This is a genomic window from Nocardia sp. NBC_00403 (assembly GCF_036046055.1).
In the GTDB taxonomy this organism is placed as follows: Bacteria; Actinomycetota; Actinomycetes; order Mycobacteriales; family Mycobacteriaceae; genus Nocardia.
This window is the reverse complement of sequence record NZ_CP107939.1, coordinates 5221252-5239668: the sequence shown is the minus strand read 5'-3', so window position 1 is coordinate 5239668 and position 18417 is coordinate 5221252. Positions and strand designations below refer to the sequence as shown.

Here is an 18417-nt window from a genome sequence, read left to right as displayed (position 1 = left end):
AGCCACCACAATCGGCGCGTCCGGGTGTGCTACCGACCGGTGCCGTCTGCTAGGCCGATTGGCGCAGTGGATGCAGGGCGGCGAGAGCGCGGAGTGCGTCGGCGCGAGAGATCGGCTGGTCGTTCTCCAGGGCGGCGAGCTCGAGTTCGATCCAGTCGCGGATCAGTGCCGACATGGTGACGTTGCGATCTTCGGCGGCCCTCTTCACCCGCTGATGCAGCTCGAACGGGATGCGCAGCGACGTGGTAACGGTGACCGCGTCCGCACGCAGCACCGGCGGCGCTTCGGCCGGATCCACGGGCTCGTCACCGAATTCGAGGCCGGCCAGGAAATCCTGGACGTCCTCCGGGTTCGTCGGATAGTCAGTCATCGGCGTGCTCCCAACGCTCGAACTCCGCGACCTGCGTGTCTGCCATCTCGACGGCACCCAGGATGTCCCACTGCCAGTCCTCGGTCCGGCGGACGGCGACGATGAGCGGCCTGCCTGCGTCGGTCCGGCCCCACACTGTCAGGACCGCCAGCCCGCCGGGACCGCGCGCCCGCCGAGGCCATCGGCGAACACCGGTGAGCACTTGTAGCACCTCGCGGGGATCGATCCCGCTCAGTGATAGCAATGCCCACTCAGGCCAGTTATAACCCACAAACAGGGATAATACAAGTGTATTGCCTCTGGGAGGGCAGGTGGGCTGCCAGACCGCCTCGTCACCGGCCCGGCCGATGCGCACCCTTCCGCACCAGCTTTTGCGGCGGCTCGTCGAGAGCGCGCGCACCGGCCGGACTCATCGTGCGCGTGATCGTGACAAATTCCAGCTCTGCCAGCTGTCATCGTCGATGTCCGCGCGAATCTGATCGAACACCTCGGCGCGCAGCGGTTCCGGCAGACGCTCCAGTGCCGGGACGATATCCGGCGAGAGGGTGCTCAGGTACTCGGCGTCGAAGTTCCTCCCGTGCTGCCAACGGTCGATGTTCTTGTCGGCGATAAGACCTTCAGGGTTCAGTACGGCAAGGGCGACCAGCGTTGCGGTGGCCGTGCCGATCGCGGCACGAGGCAGCCAGGCGCGGTCCAGCCGGAGCACAGCGGCGATCACCAGCAGGTAGACCAAGCCGAGCCACAGTTCGCACACCTCGACCAACAGTCGTAGCACCGTGAATCCATACGCCTGCTGATAGGTCCACATACGGCCGAGCGCGGACGCGACAATGACCAACGTGAGCACACTCACCACACACAGCAGCGTTCGCAACCACAGCCGATCGGCCGCTGAATCCTTTGCCGCCCAACGCAAGACGATGAGAATGACGGCAAGGGTCAGCATCGTCACGATCGACAGCTGCCAGAAACCGCTGCGTGCGTACTCGGCGTAGATGAGCCCAGCGGTCCGCTGCACGTAGTCGTCACCACCGAACAGCGCAACGAACTGTGCACCGACGAAGAGCGCGAACAGCGCGGTCAGTGCGCCGACGGGCAACACCCACTCCAGTCGTCGCAGCGATCGACCGGTCTCGGCTTCTTCCTCGTCGAACGGCGTGGCAGGCGGTCCGGCCAGCAGATACATCGCACCGAGTGAGCCCAGCCCGACGACAGCGAACAGGACAGTCCACTGCACGATCGCCCCGGCGTCGATCTCCGGTGTCACGCTCGCAAGCAGGTTGGCGAACGTCGCGTCCGCCCCACCGAGGAGTGGTACGAACACCGCCAACAGCACAACCGTCACCGCCATCGACGCCGCGACCCGCCACGACCTGTCCTGACCATTCGCGCGCATCCGGCCGATCGCCGCGTACACCCACGGCAACGCCGCGAACGACTCGATCGGCACCGCGATCACGTCGTACCAAACGCCATTGGCCGATCGCCGCCCGACGGCAGCCAGCGATCCGGCCACACACGCGGCGAGTACGCACAACACGAACAGCCATCCGGCGGCGCGGAACGCACCCACCGCAAGCAAGGCCAATGCCGAGGCCGACCACCAGATCCGGCCCCGGTTCCCCAGGACGCCGCCGTTGCGGTCCACGAGATCCGACCGTGGCGTCGTCGCCTCGGCCGCGACCGACGCAGCCACCGCCGCCGGTCCCGCAGTGTGCTCCGATCCAATTTCTGTTCCGGCGGGGTGCGCCGCTCCGGCGGTGGCGGACCCCGACTGCACAGCCCCAGTCGTTGTCGACCCCTCCCGCACACCTCCGACCTTTGCTGTCCCGGGCTGTACTGCCCCGGCGGCGGCCAACACCGTCGGCAACGCTCCAGCTGTCACAGACCCCGCCTGCATGGCTCCGATCGTTGCCGACTCGGCCCGCACTGCTACAGCCGCGGCCGACCCGGCTCGCATGGTTCCAGCTGCTGCGGATCCCTTCTCCACGACTCCGACCGTTGCCGACTCGGCCTGCGCAGCAACCGTTTCCTGCACGGCCGACGATGCCACCTCGGTCGGTGGTTCCGTCGAGGAATCTTTCGCCGCAGACTGCGATGTGTGGAAATGCCCGGCCCCCGCCGTGGCGACCTCGGCAACACCGACCACCGCGTTCCCGTCCGCGGGCAGACCTAGAGACCCACCGTCCGATGTGGACGCGGCACCAGCTCCCGCGGTGCGCCGCGCACGCCGATCTACCAAGAACACCGCGGCCGAGGCCACCGCTCCGGCCAGCACCCAGCCGACCCCTGGACGATCCAGCGGGATCAGAACCGCTGCTCCTACCCCCGCAATGCCAGCGGCAGGCAGGACACCCGATGGACAGGTGACGCGCCGCCACCTCGGCGGTTGCGGTACCCATAATTCCGGCGCGCGGAGCGCTTGAACTCCGGTCGGAGAAGGCGGCATCCGGTTGCCCAGCGCAGTCGAGGGTGGCTCCTGCCAGACAGGAGAAACAAGTCGCGTAGGTTGCGTCGGAGCCGACGAGGTCGTTCGCCAACCTGCGCTCCACGGCGGTGCCGCATGGTCCGAATCCGCGTCACTGTGTGGAGCCGTCAGCGTCGGCTCACCCGCCATAGCGTCACTTGCCGACTCCGGTGTTTCGTCGGAGTGCGGCTCTACGGACGTCGATGCAGATGAAACTCCCGCGGCTGCGGAGTCAGCGACAATCGCTGCGGCTGTCGCACTATTCGGCCCGCCCACTGCGGCATCGGTTGCCTTGCCCTTGCGCGACATCACCCCCTCGATGGAAAGTGCAGCGCTGGTCGAAACGCCACAGCCCGAGGACTGTTCGATGTCCGATGCCGTCGAACCGACGGGTCCTTGTCCGACGGATCCTTGCCCGGCGGGGCATTGTTCGGCGGGGCATTGTTCGGCGGAACCTGCCCCAGCAGAACCCCGCCCATCGGCACCGTCTCCCACGGCGTCTTCCCCGGCGACGCTTTGGCCACCAGCACTTTGTCCGGCGAAGCCATCGCCAGCAGCACCGTCTCCCGCAGCACCCTGCCGGGGAGTACCGTCTCCGGCAGCACCTTCTCCGGCAGCGTCTTGCCCAGCTGCTCCTTGCCCGCGATCGCCCTGTCCGGCAGTTCCCAGCCGGGCAATGCCATCTCCGGCAGCAAGTTGTCCGGCAGCGTTTTGCCCCTCAGCGCTTTGTCCGGCAACGCTTTGCCCCTCAGTACTTTGTCCGGCCGAGGTCGGCGGCGTTGTTCTGCTCCATCGGTACGGCCGTGTCACGCGGGTCAGCGACGCTGCCGATGTGGCCGGTTCATCCGGCACCGCCGAGCGGGAGTTGGGGGTCGGGTCGTTCGGTGATGCGGAGCCCTCGGCCACAGCCTCGCCATGCTGCGGATGCTCGTCGCCGGATGGTCGATTCGATGTCGGTGGTTCGTCTGGCGTCACGGGTTGTTCGGGCATGAGGTTCCCTCCTGTGGGTGTGCGGGAGCGCCCCGGGACCTGTCGAGTGGCTCGGGGTGTGGCGAGTTGGGTTGGGCCAGAGGTGGTTCGGGGGCGTCAGCGGTCGGGCAGGACTACGCGGATGCGGGAGCCGGGGTCGGCCACCGCAATGGTGCCGCCGTGTAGGTCGACGACCCAGCGAGAGATGGCGAGGCCCAGGCCGGTGCCGCCGCCGTCGGTGCGGCCGCCGCGGGTGAAGCGGTCGAAGACGCGGGCACGTTCGGCCGGCGGGATGCCGGGTCCTTCGTCTTGGACCTCGATGACCAATTGGCCGTTCTGGGCATGGGCGGTGATCCGCACTCGGCCGCCTGCGGGGCCGTGGCGGGCGGCGTTGTCGAGCAGATTCAACAGCACTTGATGCAGGCGTGCACGGTCTGCCGACACGCTGGCCGTGCTCGGTTGCACATCGGTGCTGAATCGCACGCCACGCCCGAGCGCCGCCGCCATCACCTCGGCCTCGGCGACGACCTGGGCAAGCAGCGGGACGACGGCGAGGCGTTCACGATCGAGCGGGAGCGCACCCGCCTCGATGCTGGACAGATCGAGGAGCTCGGACACGAGCAAGCCCAACCGCTCGGTTTGCGCGAGGGCTGTACGCAGCGTCGTGGGGTCGGGCTCGGACACTCCGTCCACAAGATTCTCCAGCACAGCGTTGAGCGCGGTGATCGGCGTGCGGAGCTCATGGGAGACATTGGCGATGAGATCGCGGCGCTGCTGGTCGGCGGCCGCCAGGTCGGCGGCCATCTGATTGAACGCTGCCGCCAACTGCCCGACCTCATCGCGCGAACTCGCACGAACTCGCCGTGTGTAGTCGCCGTGCGCCATCCGTTTGGCTGCGGCAGTCATCTCACGCAGCGGCCTGGTGATGCCGTGCGCCAGGAACTGCGAGGTCACCAATGCGATGACGACGGCGGTGAGCGTGGTCCGCGGCGGCAGCCAGCCGATCTTGAAGCGAAAGAACCCGAAGGCCACCCCACCCGAAACCAGCATCAGGATCGCCAACTTGAGCTTGATCGACCGGACCGGATCGAGCGGGCGCGGCAACACCTCGGCCACGAAGTCACCGACCCTCTCCACGGCGCTCATCGTGCCTCCAGCGCGTAGCCGACACCGTGCACGGTGCGGATGAGGTCGGCGCCGAGCTTGCGGCGCAAGGCCTTGATGTGGCTGTCGACGGCGCGGGTGCCTGCGGCGTCGGCCCAGTCCCAGACTTCCTCGAGTAGACGTTCGCGGGCCAGCACGACGCGGGGCCTGCGGGCAAGTCGAGCAAGCAGCTCGAATTCGAGTGGGGTCAGCTGAGCTTCGACGTCACCGCGCCAGACACGACGCTGATCGAGGTCTATGCGCAGGTCGCCGACGACGATGGTGGCATCGTCACGGTCGGCCGCGCGGTCCATACGCCGCAGCAGTGCATGCACCCGGGCCGCGAGCACACGCATGGAGAACGGTTTGGTGAGATAGTCGTCCGCGCCGACGCCGAGCCCGATCAACTGATCGGTTTCATCGGTGCGAGCAGTGAGCATCAGCACCGGCACACCGCGCCCGGCCTGAATGCGCCGACACACCTCGAGCCCATCGAACCCCGGCAGCATCACATCGAGGACTACAAGATCGGGCTCCCCCGCCTCCACAGCGGCGACCGCCGCGGGGCCGTCGTGCGCTGTCTCGACGGTGAAACCCTCTGCCCGCAGCCGTGCCGCGACGGACTCGGCGATGGTCACCTCGTCGTCGACGACGAGGATCCGACGCGATACCGGCGGCCCCGCGACCAGTGCGCTCTGCTCCATGCTCCGAAACCCTAGCCACCGCCTGTGGAGAGAAGCGGTGTCAAATGTGGAGATTCCGTGTGTTCGCCGATCGATGGAATTCGGAAAGTCACTCTGGATCGACCCGAGTCGCTCGACCGGCCAGATCGTGATCGGCTGATGCTCCGAGGACTGCGGCCGGCCGCTGCCCGACGCCTGAGGTTCTCAGGCGGACACCGGGCAGGGCTCGTTGTCGATGCCTTCGTGTTCGGCCCCGCGGCCGAAGCGCAACAGGCACAAGGTATTTGCTACGACCAGGAGGGTAGAGACTGCCGATAGGTAGACCGATGTGGGTGGCCGGGACCAGGGCGGCGACGACGAGCAGGGAGCGGGCCGGGTTCGTCGACCGATACCCGCGGTGCGACGGCTGAGGGCGCCGGCAAAGGTGGCCAATATCGTCGACCATGCAGTGCGACGTTCGCGGTCTCGAGCCGCGCGCGATCCGCGCCGATCAGAAGCTCGTGTGCACCGCGATTATTTGCGCGCTATCCCGCCGACCATCAGTCGCTCGGCAAGGGTGAGCTTGTCGCGCACGATGCGGTCCGGCCGCCATTCGGGCAGATACGCCAAACCGGGCTCCACCAGTTCGAGACCACGGAACAGCCGCAGAATCTCCGCGCGCGTCCGGAACCGCCCCGTCCCCAGATATTCCAGGAACGACTGCTCCACCGGGCCTGCCTCCGGACCCTCGTTGATGAAGTGCGTGATGAACACATGACTGCCCGGCGGTACCGCGTCCAGGTAGCCGTCCACCACACCTTCGGGGTCTTCGCCGTCGTGCAGGTGATGCAACATGCCGACGAGCAGGACCGCGACCGGCTCGGAGAAATCGATCATCTTCTGCACGTCGGGGTGTGCCAGGACCTTGTCCGGCTCACGCAGGTCGGCGGTCACCACCCGAGTGCTCTTGTCCTGTTCCAGCAGAGCGCGCCCGTGCGCCAACACAATTGGATCGTTGTCGACATACACCACCCGTGCATCCGGCTGGAACGACTGGGCGACCTGGTGGGTGTTCTCCATGGTCGGCAGCCCCGCACCGAGGTCGAGGTACTGCTTCAGCCCGGCTTCATCGGCCAGGTACCGCACACCGCGGCCCAGGATCGCGCGATTCAATTTCGCAAGCACATCGACCTGCGGCATCGTCTCGACGAGGTGGTCGACCACGTGCTGGTCGACCTCGTAATAGTCTTTCCCGCCGAGTAGTGCGTCGTAGACTCGCGAAATGCTCGGCTTGGTGGGGTCGATGCCCACCGGTACCGACTCGGAACCCATCATCGTCACCCTCCCATGCAGGATCCGCATGTCTGGATCGTTCGGAGCAACCTAACCATGAAGGGCCGGTGTCACGTGGCCCGATACGCCATTCTGTCGTGTTGTGACGCACAACGGAAATCCCGAGCGCCACAACAGATCCTGCGCCCTGGAGTCGATCATCGAGCGCGATCCGAGCACCGCCTCCGTCGACGTGTGATCGACGTCCGCGCTGGACGGTTGCCCATCCGCAGGCCGGGCGGTCGTCGGTACCGCAGAGCGGGCACGGCTACACCAAACCGTGTCCGACCTGCAACGGAAGGGATGGCACATGATCCAGCCGGCAGGCGAGCCGCGGTGCACAGTTATCAGCATGTTTGCTACGGGACGGATCGGGATTCGCGTGCTCGTGGCCGCGGCGGTCGCACTCCTGGCCACCCACGGGTACCCAGGGTCGGCGACAGCGGCGGACCGGCGGGCGGCTCTCGGCGGTGGATCGGGCATCGTGCTCGGCGGACAATCGGCCTGCACCCTCACCACGATCGGTTTCGACCGCGCCGATCGGATGGTCGGACTGACCGCGGGACATTGCGCGGAACTCGGCATGTCGGTCAAATCCGAGCACATGCCGCAGGCCGGGATCATCGGCACCGTGGCCGCGGTCGATCACCACGACGACTATGCCGTGATCAAGTTCGATCGCGGCAAAGTCCACCCGATCCGGCAAGTGACCTCGACGCTCATTGCCCGAATCGGCACCCCGCCGCGCGAAGGCGACATCGTCTGCAAGAACGGGCGCACATCCGGATTCAACTGCGGCGTCGTGTGGGACACCCACCGCTGGTGGTTCCAGAATCACGTGTGCTCGCAACCGGGAGACTCGGGCGGTCCCGTCACCATCGGCGACCAGCTGGTCGGGATGAACGTCGGACACATCGGGGTCAAGGCGCTCGGCGTGACCGTCTTCGACGTCATGTGTCAGGGCACGGGGGTGCCGGTCCACGATCCGGCGGTGGCCAGTCAAATCGGCATGGTGCTCGACGACATCGATCAGTCCGGCGGCATCGGAACCGGCTTCCGTCCACTCTGACCGCAGCACCGATGGCCCGTATTCCTGTGTGGCCGTACGATATTCCTGCGCCGATGGCCGAACCCGCAGGAGCAGAACGTGGAGCCGAACCCGACACCCGGATCGCACTACACCCGCTACGTGGCCATCGGAGACAGCCAGACCGAAGGCATCGGCGACCCCGACGACGACGGCGGACACCGCGGCTGGGCCGACCGGTTCGCCGAACGCCTCGGCGCGGCCGACCCCGGCCTGCACTACGCCAATCTGGCCATCCGCGGCCGTCGCGCCGCACAGATCCGCACCGAGCAGCTCGCCGCCGCCATCGCGCTGCGACCCGATCTCGTGACCGTGCTCGCTGGAATGAACGACATCATCCGGCCGCGCTTCGACCGTGACGCCCTGTTGGGCCACCTCGACGCGATGTTCGCCGCACTGACCGCACTCGACATTCGCGTTGTCACCTTCACTTTCCCTGATATCGGTGCCGTTGCGCCGTTCGCCCGGCCGCTCTCAGCGCGCGTGCGTGCACTCAATGCCGACATGCGCCGACTGACCCGACAGCACGGAGTCACGCTGATCGACTTCGAGCCGGTCGCGGCCACCACCCACCCGAAGGTATGGGCGGAGGACCGATTGCATCTGAGTCCGCTCGGCCACGACCTCGTCGCGCGTGCCGTCGCCGCCACGCTCGGCGTTCCCGGCGCGGACGAGACCTGGCGCGAGCCCTTGCCGTCGAACCGTCGAACCGTCGTCGGGGGGTGCGATGGGTCGCCGATCATGTGTTGCCGTGGATGGTGCGACGCCTGCGTGGACGCTCGTCGGGCACGGACATCGAGCCCAAACGGCCTACCTTGCTACCGGTACCGAGCTGACGGTGTCGGCTCGAGATCGGCCGTCGGTCTATACGGGCGCGTCGATGGCAGTCGCCGCACCGCGACAGTCGGTGCACATCGAGCCAAGACCGGATCAACCGCTCAATCCCGGCGCGTATGCGTCCTACGACCGGCAGTAGTATGACCCGGGTGCGAACACCGACGGAGGCAGCGGCGCGGCTGCGCGGTGCTTTCGTCGGATCAGCATCCGGTGCGGTGAGTATCGCCGCCCACGCTCTCGCCGGCGGCACGGTCTCCCCCGGCCGATCCGCGCTTGCCCTCCTGCTCGCCGCCTGCACGCTGACCGGCGCTGTGGTTGCCTCGATGCGCACCCGGCACGGCGTTGTCGAAGTCATGGCGATGCTCGCGATCGGCCAGACTGTCGGCCATCTCGCCTTATCGATGTCGGCGGGCCATCACCACAGCACGCATACCGGTGGGGCCATGCTGATGGCACACCTGATCACCATCCCGGTGGGCGGCCTCCTCATCCACAGCGCACAACGCGCCATCACCGGTGCGGCGTCGAGTGCGGTGCGCGCCGTCGGCGTGCTCGGCACTGGACCGCTCGCACCCAGGACCCCTGCCCTCGCTGTGTCGTTCAGCGCTGCGCAGACTCCGAAGCGGTTGCTGTTCAGTTCGGGAATCGGCACCCGGGGACCTCCGGCGCCCCGCTGGCCCGTCCCGCCGGCAGTCGATGCGGTCATGCATTCAGCGCCATCGGCACATTCGCTCGACCTCGGTAATGGGTTGCCAACCACAGTGAATACGCGCATGCGGCCGAGTGCAGGACCGCACCCGCATCGAGCAATGGCGGATGTGCCCGCACCGCGCCAGCGCGCTGTGCAACAGCGCACTCGACGGGCTTCAGCACGTTCCCACTCTATGCAGGCACTCATTTAATCGACCGGAGTCGGTCGGCGACCCTCGCCCGGCTCGTGTCTCGCGTCGCATCGAGTCGAGCACGACTGCCTCGAACCGACCCACGCAGCGTCGATCGAACGTTTCGGTGTCGTCAATCGCGCCCTGCCTGCAGCGGAAAACCCATCCCTTCCCGATCGGAGCCTCCCATGCTGACAACAACCCGACCATCCGCACTCCGCGCCTCCCGTCTATTGCGCACGGCTGCCGCCCTCGCGTCGGTCCCACTCCTGCTCGTCGGCTGCTCATCCAACGACAAGGACGCCGCACCCACCAAGGCAGCGGATTCGATCACTGTCGAGGATCAGTGGATCAAGGCCGCCGAGAGTGGTATGTCGGCCGCGTTCGGCGATCTGAACAACTCCGGCACCACGTCGGTGACAGTCGTCTCCGCCACCACCCCCGCCTCCGAACGAGTCGAGCTGCACGAGGTCGTCGCGGCCGCGGACGGAACCAAGAAGATGCAGCCGAAAAGGGGTGGCTTCGTGATTCCGGCGCACGGCAGTGTCGCGCTGCGCCCCGGCGGCGACCACATCATGTTCATGGGGCTGAAGGCGGCGCTGCGCACCGGCTCGGAAACCCCGGTCACGCTCACCTTCGACGACGGGACGACCACCACCTTCACCGCCCGGGTGCGCGACTTCCCCGGCAACCAGGAGAATTACGCACCAGAAGGCGACCACATGAGTGGCGGCACCCCGCAGACCCCCGCGCACGGTGGCTGAGTCCGCCCGCCCAGGACGCGTCTCTCGCCGACACCTGTTCGGCGGGGCCGCCGCCGCGGCAGGCGCTGCCGGACTGGGTTGGGGCGCGGTCGCGCTCGGCGATCGGCAGACCGGCGACACCGATCAGACGCCGACCGCGATAGAGCCCTTCTACGGCGAACACCAGGCAGGCATCGAGACCGCACCACCGGCGCAGGCGACCTTCGTGGGGTTCGATCTGCGCCCCGGCACCGACCGCGACGACATCATCGGGCTCCTGCGGATCTGGACCGACGATGCCGCGCGGCTCACCCAGGGCCGCCCCGCACTGGCCGACACCGAACCCGAACTGGCACACCGGCCCGCCCGGCTCACAGTCACCGTGGGACTGGGTCCAGGGATGTTCACGGTGGCCGGCCTGGAACAGCGCAGGCCGTCGTGGCTGCATCCGTTGCCGCCGTTCGACATCGATCGTCTCGAACCGGCCTGGAACGACGGTGATCTCCTGCTGCAGGTCTGCGCCGACGAAGCGACGGCTGTGTCGCACGCGGTACGGGTGTTGTGCAAGAACGTGGCATCACTCGTCTCGGTGCGCTGGGTGCAACGTGGTTTCCGCAACGCCGCGCCAGGGCAGACCCCGCGCAATCTGATGGGGCAGGTCGACGGCACCGTCAATATCGCGCCGGGCACACCTGATTTCGCCCAGCTGGTCTGGGACGACGGCAGCGCGCAGCCCTGGCTGGCCGGCGGTACGTCGCTGGTGCTGCGCCGCATCGCGATGAAGCTCGACACCTGGGACGAAATCGATCCGGAGGGCAGGGAACTCAGCGTCGGCCGCAAGCTGGCCGATGGCGCGCCACTGACCGGGAGCAGGGAATTCGACGAGCCGAACTTCGCGGCCGTCGACGCACACGGTATTCCGGTCATCCCACCGTCCGCACATATCGCCCGCGCCCATCACGCCCACGACGGCGAGCGGTTCCTGCGCCGCGGCTACAACTACGACGACGCGCCGCCGCCCGGTCAAACCTCCAACTCCGGGCTGCTGTTCGCGGCGTTCCAGCGTGATGTGGATACCCAATATCTGCCGGTGCAGCAGCGTCTCGCCGAATTCGACGCCCTCAATGTATGGACGACACCGATCGGGTCGGCGGTGTTCGTCATCCCACCCGGGGTGCGGTCACCAGGCGGATACCTCGGGCAATCGCTGTTCGAGTCGTGACGACTGGTCCGATGCCCGCGTTCGGCAACGCCGGCATCGGACTCTCGCGACTCGGTTTCGATTTGTGCCTCAGGTCCACAGCACAGCGACGAACACGTTCACGATCGCCAGTCCGCCCGCAGCGTGCGTCAGCCATGGCACGTTCTTCCCTCGTTTGGCATCCGCATGCCCCATCTCGGCGAATGCCGCGACCAGCACCGCGATGATCAGCTTGGTACCGACCTTCGCCATATCGAGGTCCTTGCCGAGCGAGTCGATCGACTCGGCCATACCGACGAGCACGAGACCGGTGATGATCTGCAGACGTTCGCCCCACACCATTACCGTGGACACGTTCGGCTGTCCGGCCGCATAGCCCCCGACCACTGCAGCCAGGCCGAGCAGGTGTGTGACGACTACGACGTTATAGACGAATTCGATCTCACTCATGGCGCGAGCTCCCCCTCTGTCCTGTGCCAGATCACCACCTCTGACACGTAATTTCCCAACCAGGGCCCTGACCTGCGGATTTCTAGTAGCGAGGTGGTCGCTGTGAGTAAAACAGCCTCTGAACTCGATGGCCGCGATCATCCACAGACCGGACCAGGTGGGCCGAGCGGCGTCTGGATGAGCCAACGGTCACCGAGTTCAAAACGATGATCGAACATTTCCGGACCAACCGGCAGATCCGCAGCAACGACAAGGGCGGGCGCGGGGTGGTGTTGCATGCAGTCGCAGTTCTGCGGTTTCTGTATCGACGGGCGGTCGATGATGGCTACATCCGTCGCGACGACGACCCGGCCACGAAACTGACCAAGCCCGGTGCGGTGCCCTCCTCGCACCGAGCGCTGCCGGATCAGTTGCTGCGGTGGATCATCGAGGCCGCGGACACGACCGGCAACGATCCCGAGCTCGACAGTCTGATCATCCGCCTCCACATCGAAACCGCGTGCCGGGTGAAAGGCGCGCTGTCGTTGCGACCCGAGGACCTCGATCCCGCCCAATGCCTGATCCACCTACGCGAAAAGCGGGGCACCCCCCGCTGGCAACCGGTGTCACCGACCTTGATGAACGAACTGCTCCACGGCGTGGTTGGCACGATGTCGAAGGTTTCTCGATCTCCATGCGCCCGAACGGCATTCGGGACCAGCATCGTCAACGGCGGAGGTGTTGCTCGCCCGTGGCAAGCGACACCTCGATGCTGGTATCGCGTCAGGAGCTCCCGTCCTGCCCTGTGTCCTCGACACTGACAGGTACATAACGTCCGACTGAGTCGTCTGGCGCGCTCTCCGAGCCAAAACGCCTCGCCCGATCAATATTCACCGAGACCCGACGAGCATCCTCGTGCCGCGAAGTAGACGCGACCGTGGGCACCGCCTGAGATGCGCTGCGTTGTGCGCGGCCGGCGTTGATGAGTTGCCGAGCTTCCCGGGTACTGATTACCAATAGCTCGGCGGCGCCGCCGCCGGTCTCGCCATTGGTCACGGATTGCCGCAGCGGCTGCGGCCTGGCCGCCGCGGTGCCACGCGACTTCCTCAGCTGTACGTGATTCGATCGCGCGGATTTGCTCTCGCAGTCCCTCGATCTCGCTGTCACGTTTGGTTTCGCACGCGGTGATCGCCTGCCAATCATCGACGTAACGCTTCACTGCATCGGCGATCGCGCGTTCCCGCTTACGCGCCGCTACGCGGCGTTCATGTGCACGTACACGCGAGCGCTCCAACCGCTCGAGAAGTTCCGGGGCTGACTCCTCAAGCCGAAGCCCGCCTGTTGATTCTCCCGGAGTCGATCTTACTCACGCATAGCCCCGCGGTCCCGGCTTAACCACTGGGTCATTGGGTCTCGCAATCGGCGCAACCTACCGCATGCCTACCTGTGGGAGATACCGGTTGGTCCATCGCTACCCACCCGAAGACCGACGTTGACACACCCGCTCGGCCCGCAACTTCCTGGGCCTCTGCGGTTTCCGATCTTCCCGAACCCTGAAGTCCATCGCGACCCTCCGCTGAACTGGGTGTTGCGACGACTGCTAGAACCCAAGAGGTCGGAAGGGGTTTCTTTGCCGACAGGATTAGAACCTGCGACCACTTGACCCCCAGGGAACTGGATTTCGTCCCGGGGGTCCGGCTGGCACCCTCCCGTCCAGGTCAGAGGCTTTTCAACGTCCGGCTGGTGCTGCCCTATCCGTGCTGTATCGGCCCGTCTTGGCACGTTCTAGGCACGCTCGAATCAACCCCTCATCTGGCAACCGAACGTGTGCTCCCCGCGCATGCGGGGATGATCCGGGACCGACACCCACCCGCGGGCATACCCCCATCGCGCGAGGTGCGCGAAACTCCCAGCCACTGGCCAGGTCCGGGCGTGAGCCGTCCGGTCACCGCGATCCGCTTCGAGACCATCGCGGTCGAGCAACTGCGCACCTACGAAGGCAACCCGCGCCGGGGCAACATTATGGTCGCCGCGCTGGTCACCGCGGCCCGCTCCGAACTCGCCGTCGCCGCCGCGTGCTAACCGATCCGGATGGGATGGTCACATGTCCCGGACCGGCGGAGGTCATCCTGACAGTTCGGTGCCGATGGGTCGTTCGGTCAGTGATCGCGTCGCGCGCGGCGATCAGAGTCGGCGCAGCCTATGCGCCGATCAACCGTCAGTACCGCCGATATGCGTGCGGGCTTGTCGCAGCCAACGAGAAGGTCGAGAGCCGCTGTCGAGGTTCCGGTAATCTGCTGCCTTGTGCTGGCGATTCTGAGCGTGCCTAGAGCTTGCCAAGACGGGCCGATACTCGGGGAGCGCGCGACACGCCCCCGCGTACCTTCAGCGCGGATGCGACGAACTGCGTCTACCGCACGCCGAGCACCTCCGACCGCCGTGCCCCGTAGTAACGCAACAGCCAGCAGACATAGAGCACATTCCGTGCGCACCGCTTCCCGGAACTGCTCGACTTCCACGACTTGGCTTGCTCGTCGTCGTCTTCGCTGATGTCATCGGTGGGGGCGCTTCACCAGCACGATTACGTTGCGCGGCAAAGCGCCCTGGTCGACGTAGGACTGTACGACCATGCCGAAGGTCGTCAAGGTGGAACGAACCGTCACAGGCTTGACGCCGCTCGCAATTTGATTGGTCTCCGCGTTGCTTTGCCAGGACGTACACGGCACCGTACTACGTGCCACGCATTTGCGGCCGTAGTCGTCAGAACGGGAAGACCCACTACTGGAAGAGGGTTCGACTTCATGCCCCTAACGCCGATCCACCGAGCAAACGCATCGAGGCTGCCACCGGCGGCGCATGGGTCGAGCCGAGCATCCACGCCCGCGCGTGCCCCGGGCGTTCCCACTGTTGCGCATAGCCGGCACGTGGTGACTCACCACGTCGCTGCCGCAGCAGCAACGCATCGACCTGCCCGGTCGAACACGATCTGCCACTACTCGGGACGGTATCGAGGTCTACCTCGGGCCCGTACCCTGTTCATCAACCGTGACGGCGGTTGCTCACGAATCTTAACGGGCGCGTTGCGGAGTCACGGATTTAGGCGGCACCAGCGGTTATAGTGTAATTATCGGGTTGCGGGAGGGGAGTCTGCCGATGTCCGACATGTCGAAAGTTGAGCTGTACGCGGCTATCCGCCAGGATCTTCGTGCCGGCCTGTCCATGCGTGCCATCGAGCGCAAGCACAAGGTGGGGTGGCGGACGGTGGCCAACGCGACGGAGTCGGTGTGGCCCGAGCCCCGTAAGGGGTATCCGCCGCGTCCACAGAAGCTGGATCCCTACAAGCCGTTCATCGACGATGTTCTGCGCGCCGATCTGGATGTGCCTCGTAGGCAACGTCACACGGCGACCCGGATCTATCACCGTTTGCTCGAGGAGCACGGCATGAGAGACGTGTCGTATCAGCGAGTCAGTGCCTATGTCCGCGAACGCAAACCACAGCTACAGGCAGAACAGGTGACGGCCCGTCGCCGCTCCGAACGGCTCATCAAGGCCGCCGGGTTTCCTCGTGCTAAAACGTTGCGTGACTTCGATTTCGGTGCCAACCCCAGTGTCGACCCTGGCATGATCCACACTCTCGCTAAATGCGACTGGGTGAAGGAAGGGCTGCCGTTGTGTTTGATCGGTGACTCCGGCACTGGGAAATCCCATCTGCTCATCGCCTTGGGCACCGAGGCGGCGAAAGCCGGATACCGCGTCAGATACACCCTGGCTGCCAGGCTGGTCAACAAACTGATCGAAGCCGTCGATGGTAAACGGCTCACCAACACCATCGCCCGCTACAGCGGCGTCGACCTGCTCTGCATCGACGAACTCGGCTACACAGAGCTGGACAGCCGCGGCGCCGAATTGCTGTTCCAGGTATTGACCGAACGTGAGGAGAGGAAGTCGGTCGCGATCGTCTCCAACCGCAGCGTCGCCGGCTGGTCCCGAACCTTCACCGACGCTGGGCTCCGCGCCGCGATCATCGACCGACTTACCTTCGGCGGCAACATCATCGAGACCGGCACCCACAGCTATCGCGGGTCCCATGCCAAGGCAACCGAAACCACCGACAAACCCCGCTGACCTGCCCGAGGCCAGTTTAAAACTGTTCGGTCGAGTTTGATTCGCGTAGCCGCAAACCAGTCATGCTCCCTGTTCGTCTTGTTATTCCAGGCCAGGCAGGTCCGTCGTCGATCTTGTCTGCGACTGTGCCAATGCTGATACATTGCCTGATTTCAGCGCCACACCTGGCCGAACTACATCACCGGAGGTCTGCAGATACTTTCGCTACAACCCTTAGCTAGCGGCTTTGGCCTGCGTTTTTACCGTGGGGTCCTCATCGCCCCTGCGAGGGGGTCGCAACAGCAGACGATCGTGCTCTCGACCGCCTGCGCCAGTCCCGGCGAGACTGTGGATTCAACGGTGTTCCGGCCTGATTCGCTGAGCGATGCTCAGCGGGAAGGTGCCGTGATGACGACACTTGATGCCGTGACGAGGAAGAAGAAGCCGGCAGAGGCTTCGGCCGAGGAGTTGGCCGCCCAGGAGCTGGTCCGGATGGCCAAAGAGCAAGGCTTATCGCTGACTGGGCCGAACGGGCTGCTCAAACAGTTCACCATGAGGTTCCCCCGCTTAGCTGGAGAGCGAATTACCTGGTTCCAGCCGGAACCCGTTGATGGTAGCTGGCTTCGAACTCGTCGGGTGATCGCCAACCCAGCTTCTTCTGGATGCGCTGGGAGTCGTACCAGCCGTCGATGTAGGCGAACAGCGCGTTCTCCGCCTCGTCGCGGGTCTGCCACGCGCAGCGGTAGACCAGTTCGGTCTTCAGGGTGGAGAAGAAGTTCTCCATCAACGCGTTGTCGTAGGAATCGCCGACAGACCCCATCGATTGCGCAATACCGTTGTCGGCCAATCGATTCGCGAACCTGATCGCCGTGTAGGTGGCGGATTCAATCGGTCGTCGCAACACCTTCGATTCGGAGGTATTCAGTGGGACGACCGAAAGGTTGGGCGGCAGCGGCGGCCGGCAGGCCGGTGATGCGGTCGCCGGGTCGGCCGCCGGTGGCGCGGCGTGAGCATCGACAGCGTTTCTGGGAAGCGATCGGTCGCGGATCTACGAGTGAGAACGCGGGTGTCGAGGCCGGTGTGTCGCCGGCGGTCGGGAGCCGTTGGTTCCGCGAAGCTGGCGGAGTGTCGCAGTCTCCCTTTGCAATTCACACCGAACGCTATCTGTCTTTCGCTGAGCGGGAAGAGATCGCGATATGCCATGCCCGTGGTTTCGGGGTTCGTGAGATAGCGCGTCATCTGGGCCGTTCACCCTCGACGATCTCGCGTGAGCTACGGCGCAACGCGGCAACTCGTGGCGGGATCCTGCTCTATCGGGCCACGACGGCGCAGTGGCATCGGGACCGTCGAGCCACGCGGCCGAGAACAGCCAAACTCGCCGACAACGACCAGTTGCGTGCCTACGTTTCCGATCGGCTCTCCGGAACGATCCGGACCGACGCCGAAAAGAAGGTCCTTGGTCCGGTGACACGATGGATCGGCCGCAACAAGGCCCGCCGCGCCGACCGCCGGTGGGCCAATTCGTGGAGTCCTGAACAGATTTCGCGGCGGATGCGCATCGACTATCCCGATGACGAGTCGATGCGCATCTCTCACGAGGCGATCTACCAGGCCCTCTATATCAAGGGGCGTGGAGCGTTGGAGCGGGAACTGGTCGCCTGCCTGCGCACCGGGCGGGCGTTGCGTGTTCCGAGGGCTCGTTGCCGTCGTCGCCGCAACGGATTCGTCACGCCTGAGGTGATGATCAGCGCTCGTCCCGCCGAGGTCACCGACCGCGCCGTCCCTGGCCATTGGGAAGGCGATTTGATCATCGGCTCGAGCAGGTCCGCGATCGGCACCCTGGTCGAGCGGACCACCCGGTTCACGATGCTGCTGCACCTGCCCCGCATGGTCGGACACGGCATCCAGTCACCGGTCAAGAACGGCCCCGCGCTGGCAGGTCGCGGCGCCGATGCGGTGGGTGAGGCTATCGCCTCGGCGCTCACGACGCTGCCCGAACCGCTGCGCCGGACGTTGACCTGGGATCGCGGCAAAGAACTCGCCCGGCACGCCGAACTGACGCTCGTTACAGGCATCGGAGTCTACTTCTGCGACCCCTACAGTCCCTGGCAGCGTGGCACGAACGAGAACACGAATGGTCTTCTGGAGTGGTCCCCAGAAGTTGGACACCGTAAGTAAGCGTCCATCTTCAG

General features: G+C 65.8%; 17 protein-coding genes and 2 pseudogenes. 10 read left to right on the top strand and 9 right to left on the bottom strand.

Annotated features, from left to right (window positions below):
* Window positions 1–49: 49 nt before the first annotated feature.
* From OHQ90_RS23175 to OHQ90_RS23145, 7 genes are all read right to left on the bottom strand, one after another.
* A complete protein-coding gene (locus OHQ90_RS23175) occupies window positions 50–370 on the bottom strand; it encodes a CopG family transcriptional regulator (protein WP_328400742.1) in 321 nt (106 codons plus the stop codon).
* On the bottom strand, window positions 363–572 hold the full coding sequence (locus OHQ90_RS23170; protein WP_328400740.1) for a hypothetical protein: 210 nt from the start codon (window positions 570–572) through the stop codon (window positions 363–365). Before OHQ90_RS23170 ends, OHQ90_RS23175 begins: the two co-directional genes overlap by 8 nt.
* Before the next feature lie 207 nt (window positions 573–779).
* Window positions 780–2066, bottom strand: coding sequence for a DUF4153 domain-containing protein (locus tag OHQ90_RS23165; protein WP_328400738.1), 1287 nt, complete (start codon window positions 2064–2066; stop codon window positions 780–782).
* 1079 nt (window positions 2067–3145) lie between these two features.
* Window positions 3146–3574: a hypothetical protein gene (locus tag OHQ90_RS23160; protein WP_328400736.1), complete on the bottom strand. Its 429-nt coding sequence runs from the start codon at window positions 3572–3574 to the stop codon at window positions 3146–3148.
* Between the two features lie 349 nt (window positions 3575–3923).
* Window positions 3924–4952, bottom strand: coding sequence for a HAMP domain-containing sensor histidine kinase (locus OHQ90_RS23155; protein WP_328400734.1), 1029 nt, complete (start codon window positions 4950–4952; stop codon window positions 3924–3926).
* Window positions 4949–5653: a response regulator transcription factor gene (locus OHQ90_RS23150; RefSeq protein ID WP_328400732.1), complete on the bottom strand. Its 705-nt coding sequence runs from the start codon at window positions 5651–5653 to the stop codon at window positions 4949–4951. The genes OHQ90_RS23155 and OHQ90_RS23150 overlap by 4 nt, the downstream gene beginning before the upstream one ends.
* A gap of 492 nt (window positions 5654–6145) precedes the next feature.
* Window positions 6146–6946, bottom strand: a complete 801-nt coding sequence (locus tag OHQ90_RS23145; RefSeq protein ID WP_328400730.1) for an SAM-dependent methyltransferase — start codon at window positions 6944–6946, stop codon at window positions 6146–6148.
* 349 nt (window positions 6947–7295) lie between these two features.
* Here OHQ90_RS23145 and OHQ90_RS23140 point away from each other — a divergent pair, with 349 nt between their 5' ends.
* The 5 genes from OHQ90_RS23140 to OHQ90_RS23120 all read left to right on the top strand — a co-directional run bounded on the left by OHQ90_RS23140 (window position 7296) and on the right by OHQ90_RS23120 (window position 11713).
* Window positions 7296–8012, top strand: a complete 717-nt coding sequence (locus OHQ90_RS23140) for a hypothetical protein (RefSeq protein WP_328400728.1) — start codon at window positions 7296–7298, stop codon at window positions 8010–8012.
* A gap of 78 nt (window positions 8013–8090) precedes the next feature.
* Window positions 8091–9011, top strand: a complete 921-nt coding sequence (locus OHQ90_RS23135) for an SGNH/GDSL hydrolase family protein (RefSeq protein ID WP_328400726.1) — start codon at window positions 8091–8093, stop codon at window positions 9009–9011.
* A gap of 5 nt (window positions 9012–9016) precedes the next feature.
* The gene (locus OHQ90_RS23130; protein ID WP_328400724.1) at window positions 9017–9769 is read left to right on the top strand and encodes a hypothetical protein; all 753 of its coding nucleotides are present in this window, start codon (window positions 9017–9019) and stop codon (window positions 9767–9769) included.
* Between the two features lie 167 nt (window positions 9770–9936).
* Window positions 9937–10512, top strand: coding sequence for a copper chaperone PCu(A)C (locus tag OHQ90_RS23125; protein WP_328400722.1), 576 nt, complete (start codon window positions 9937–9939; stop codon window positions 10510–10512).
* A complete protein-coding gene (locus tag OHQ90_RS23120) occupies window positions 10505–11713 on the top strand; it encodes a Dyp-type peroxidase (RefSeq protein ID WP_328400720.1) in 1209 nt (402 codons plus the stop codon). Before OHQ90_RS23125 ends, OHQ90_RS23120 begins: the two co-directional genes overlap by 8 nt.
* 69 nt (window positions 11714–11782) lie before the next feature.
* Here OHQ90_RS23120 and OHQ90_RS23115 read toward each other — a convergent pair whose 3' ends face one another.
* Entirely contained in the window at window positions 11783–12142 is a 360-nt protein-coding gene (locus OHQ90_RS23115) for a hypothetical protein (RefSeq protein ID WP_442941160.1), read from the bottom strand.
* Window positions 12143–12348: 206 nt separating this feature from the next.
* Here OHQ90_RS23115 and OHQ90_RS23110 point away from each other — a divergent pair, with 206 nt between their 5' ends.
* The 4 genes and pseudogenes from OHQ90_RS23110 to OHQ90_RS23095 all read left to right on the top strand — a co-directional run.
* Window positions 12349–12942: a hypothetical protein gene (locus tag OHQ90_RS23110; protein ID WP_328400718.1), complete on the top strand. Its 594-nt coding sequence runs from the start codon at window positions 12349–12351 to the stop codon at window positions 12940–12942.
* Window positions 12943–14053: 1111 nt separating this feature from the next.
* The gene (locus OHQ90_RS23105; protein ID WP_328400716.1) at window positions 14054–14203 is read left to right on the top strand and encodes a hypothetical protein; all 150 of its coding nucleotides are present in this window, start codon (window positions 14054–14056) and stop codon (window positions 14201–14203) included.
* A 1278-nt stretch (window positions 14204–15481) separates the two neighbouring features.
* Complete coding sequence (gene istB / locus OHQ90_RS23100) at window positions 15482–16246, top strand: IS21-like element helper ATPase IstB (protein ID WP_442941487.1); 765 nt, start codon at window positions 15482–15484, stop codon at window positions 16244–16246.
* A gap of 384 nt (window positions 16247–16630) precedes the next feature.
* A pseudogene (locus OHQ90_RS23095) lies at window positions 16631–16777 on the top strand (IS256 family transposase); the annotation flags it as partial.
* Between the two features lie 31 nt (window positions 16778–16808).
* On the opposite strand, the gene OHQ90_RS23090 reads toward OHQ90_RS23095, so the two are convergent.
* Window positions 16809–17045: an IS3 family transposase gene (locus tag OHQ90_RS23090; protein WP_328400712.1), complete on the bottom strand. Its 237-nt coding sequence runs from the start codon at window positions 17043–17045 to the stop codon at window positions 16809–16811.
* A 152-nt stretch (window positions 17046–17197) separates the two neighbouring features.
* Here OHQ90_RS23090 and OHQ90_RS23085 point away from each other — a divergent pair.
* Window positions 17198–18370: pseudogene (locus OHQ90_RS23085) on the top strand (IS30 family transposase); the annotation flags it as partial.
* Window positions 18371–18417 lie beyond the last annotated feature (47 nt).

What these genes read in the sequence shown, in the direction of transcription:
- OHQ90_RS23125 (WP_328400722.1), top strand. Translation starts at nt 9,937, where the DNA reads ATGCTGACAACAACCCGACCATCCGCACTCCGCGCCTCCCGTCTATTG.
- OHQ90_RS23110 (WP_328400718.1), top strand. Translation starts at nt 12,349, where the DNA reads ATGATCGAACATTTCCGGACCAACCGGCAGATCCGCAGCAACGACAAG.
- OHQ90_RS23090 (WP_328400712.1), bottom strand. Translation starts at nt 17,045, where the DNA reads ATGGGGTCTGTCGGCGATTCCTACGACAACGCGTTGATGGAGAACTTC.
- OHQ90_RS23175 (WP_328400742.1), bottom strand. Translation starts at nt 370, where the DNA reads ATGACTGACTATCCGACGAACCCGGAGGACGTCCAGGATTTCCTGGCC.
- OHQ90_RS23145 (WP_328400730.1), bottom strand. Translation starts at nt 6,946, where the DNA reads ATGATGGGTTCCGAGTCGGTACCGGTGGGCATCGACCCCACCAAGCCG.
- OHQ90_RS23150 (WP_328400732.1), bottom strand. Translation starts at nt 5,653, where the DNA reads ATGGAGCAGAGCGCACTGGTCGCGGGGCCGCCGGTATCGCGTCGGATC.
- OHQ90_RS23155 (WP_328400734.1), bottom strand. Translation starts at nt 4,952, where the DNA reads ATGAGCGCCGTGGAGAGGGTCGGTGACTTCGTGGCCGAGGTGTTGCCG.
- OHQ90_RS23115 (WP_442941160.1), bottom strand. Translation starts at nt 12,142, where the DNA reads ATGAGTGAGATCGAATTCGTCTATAACGTCGTAGTCGTCACACACCTG.
- OHQ90_RS23140 (WP_328400728.1), top strand. Translation starts at nt 7,296, where the DNA reads ATGTTTGCTACGGGACGGATCGGGATTCGCGTGCTCGTGGCCGCGGCG.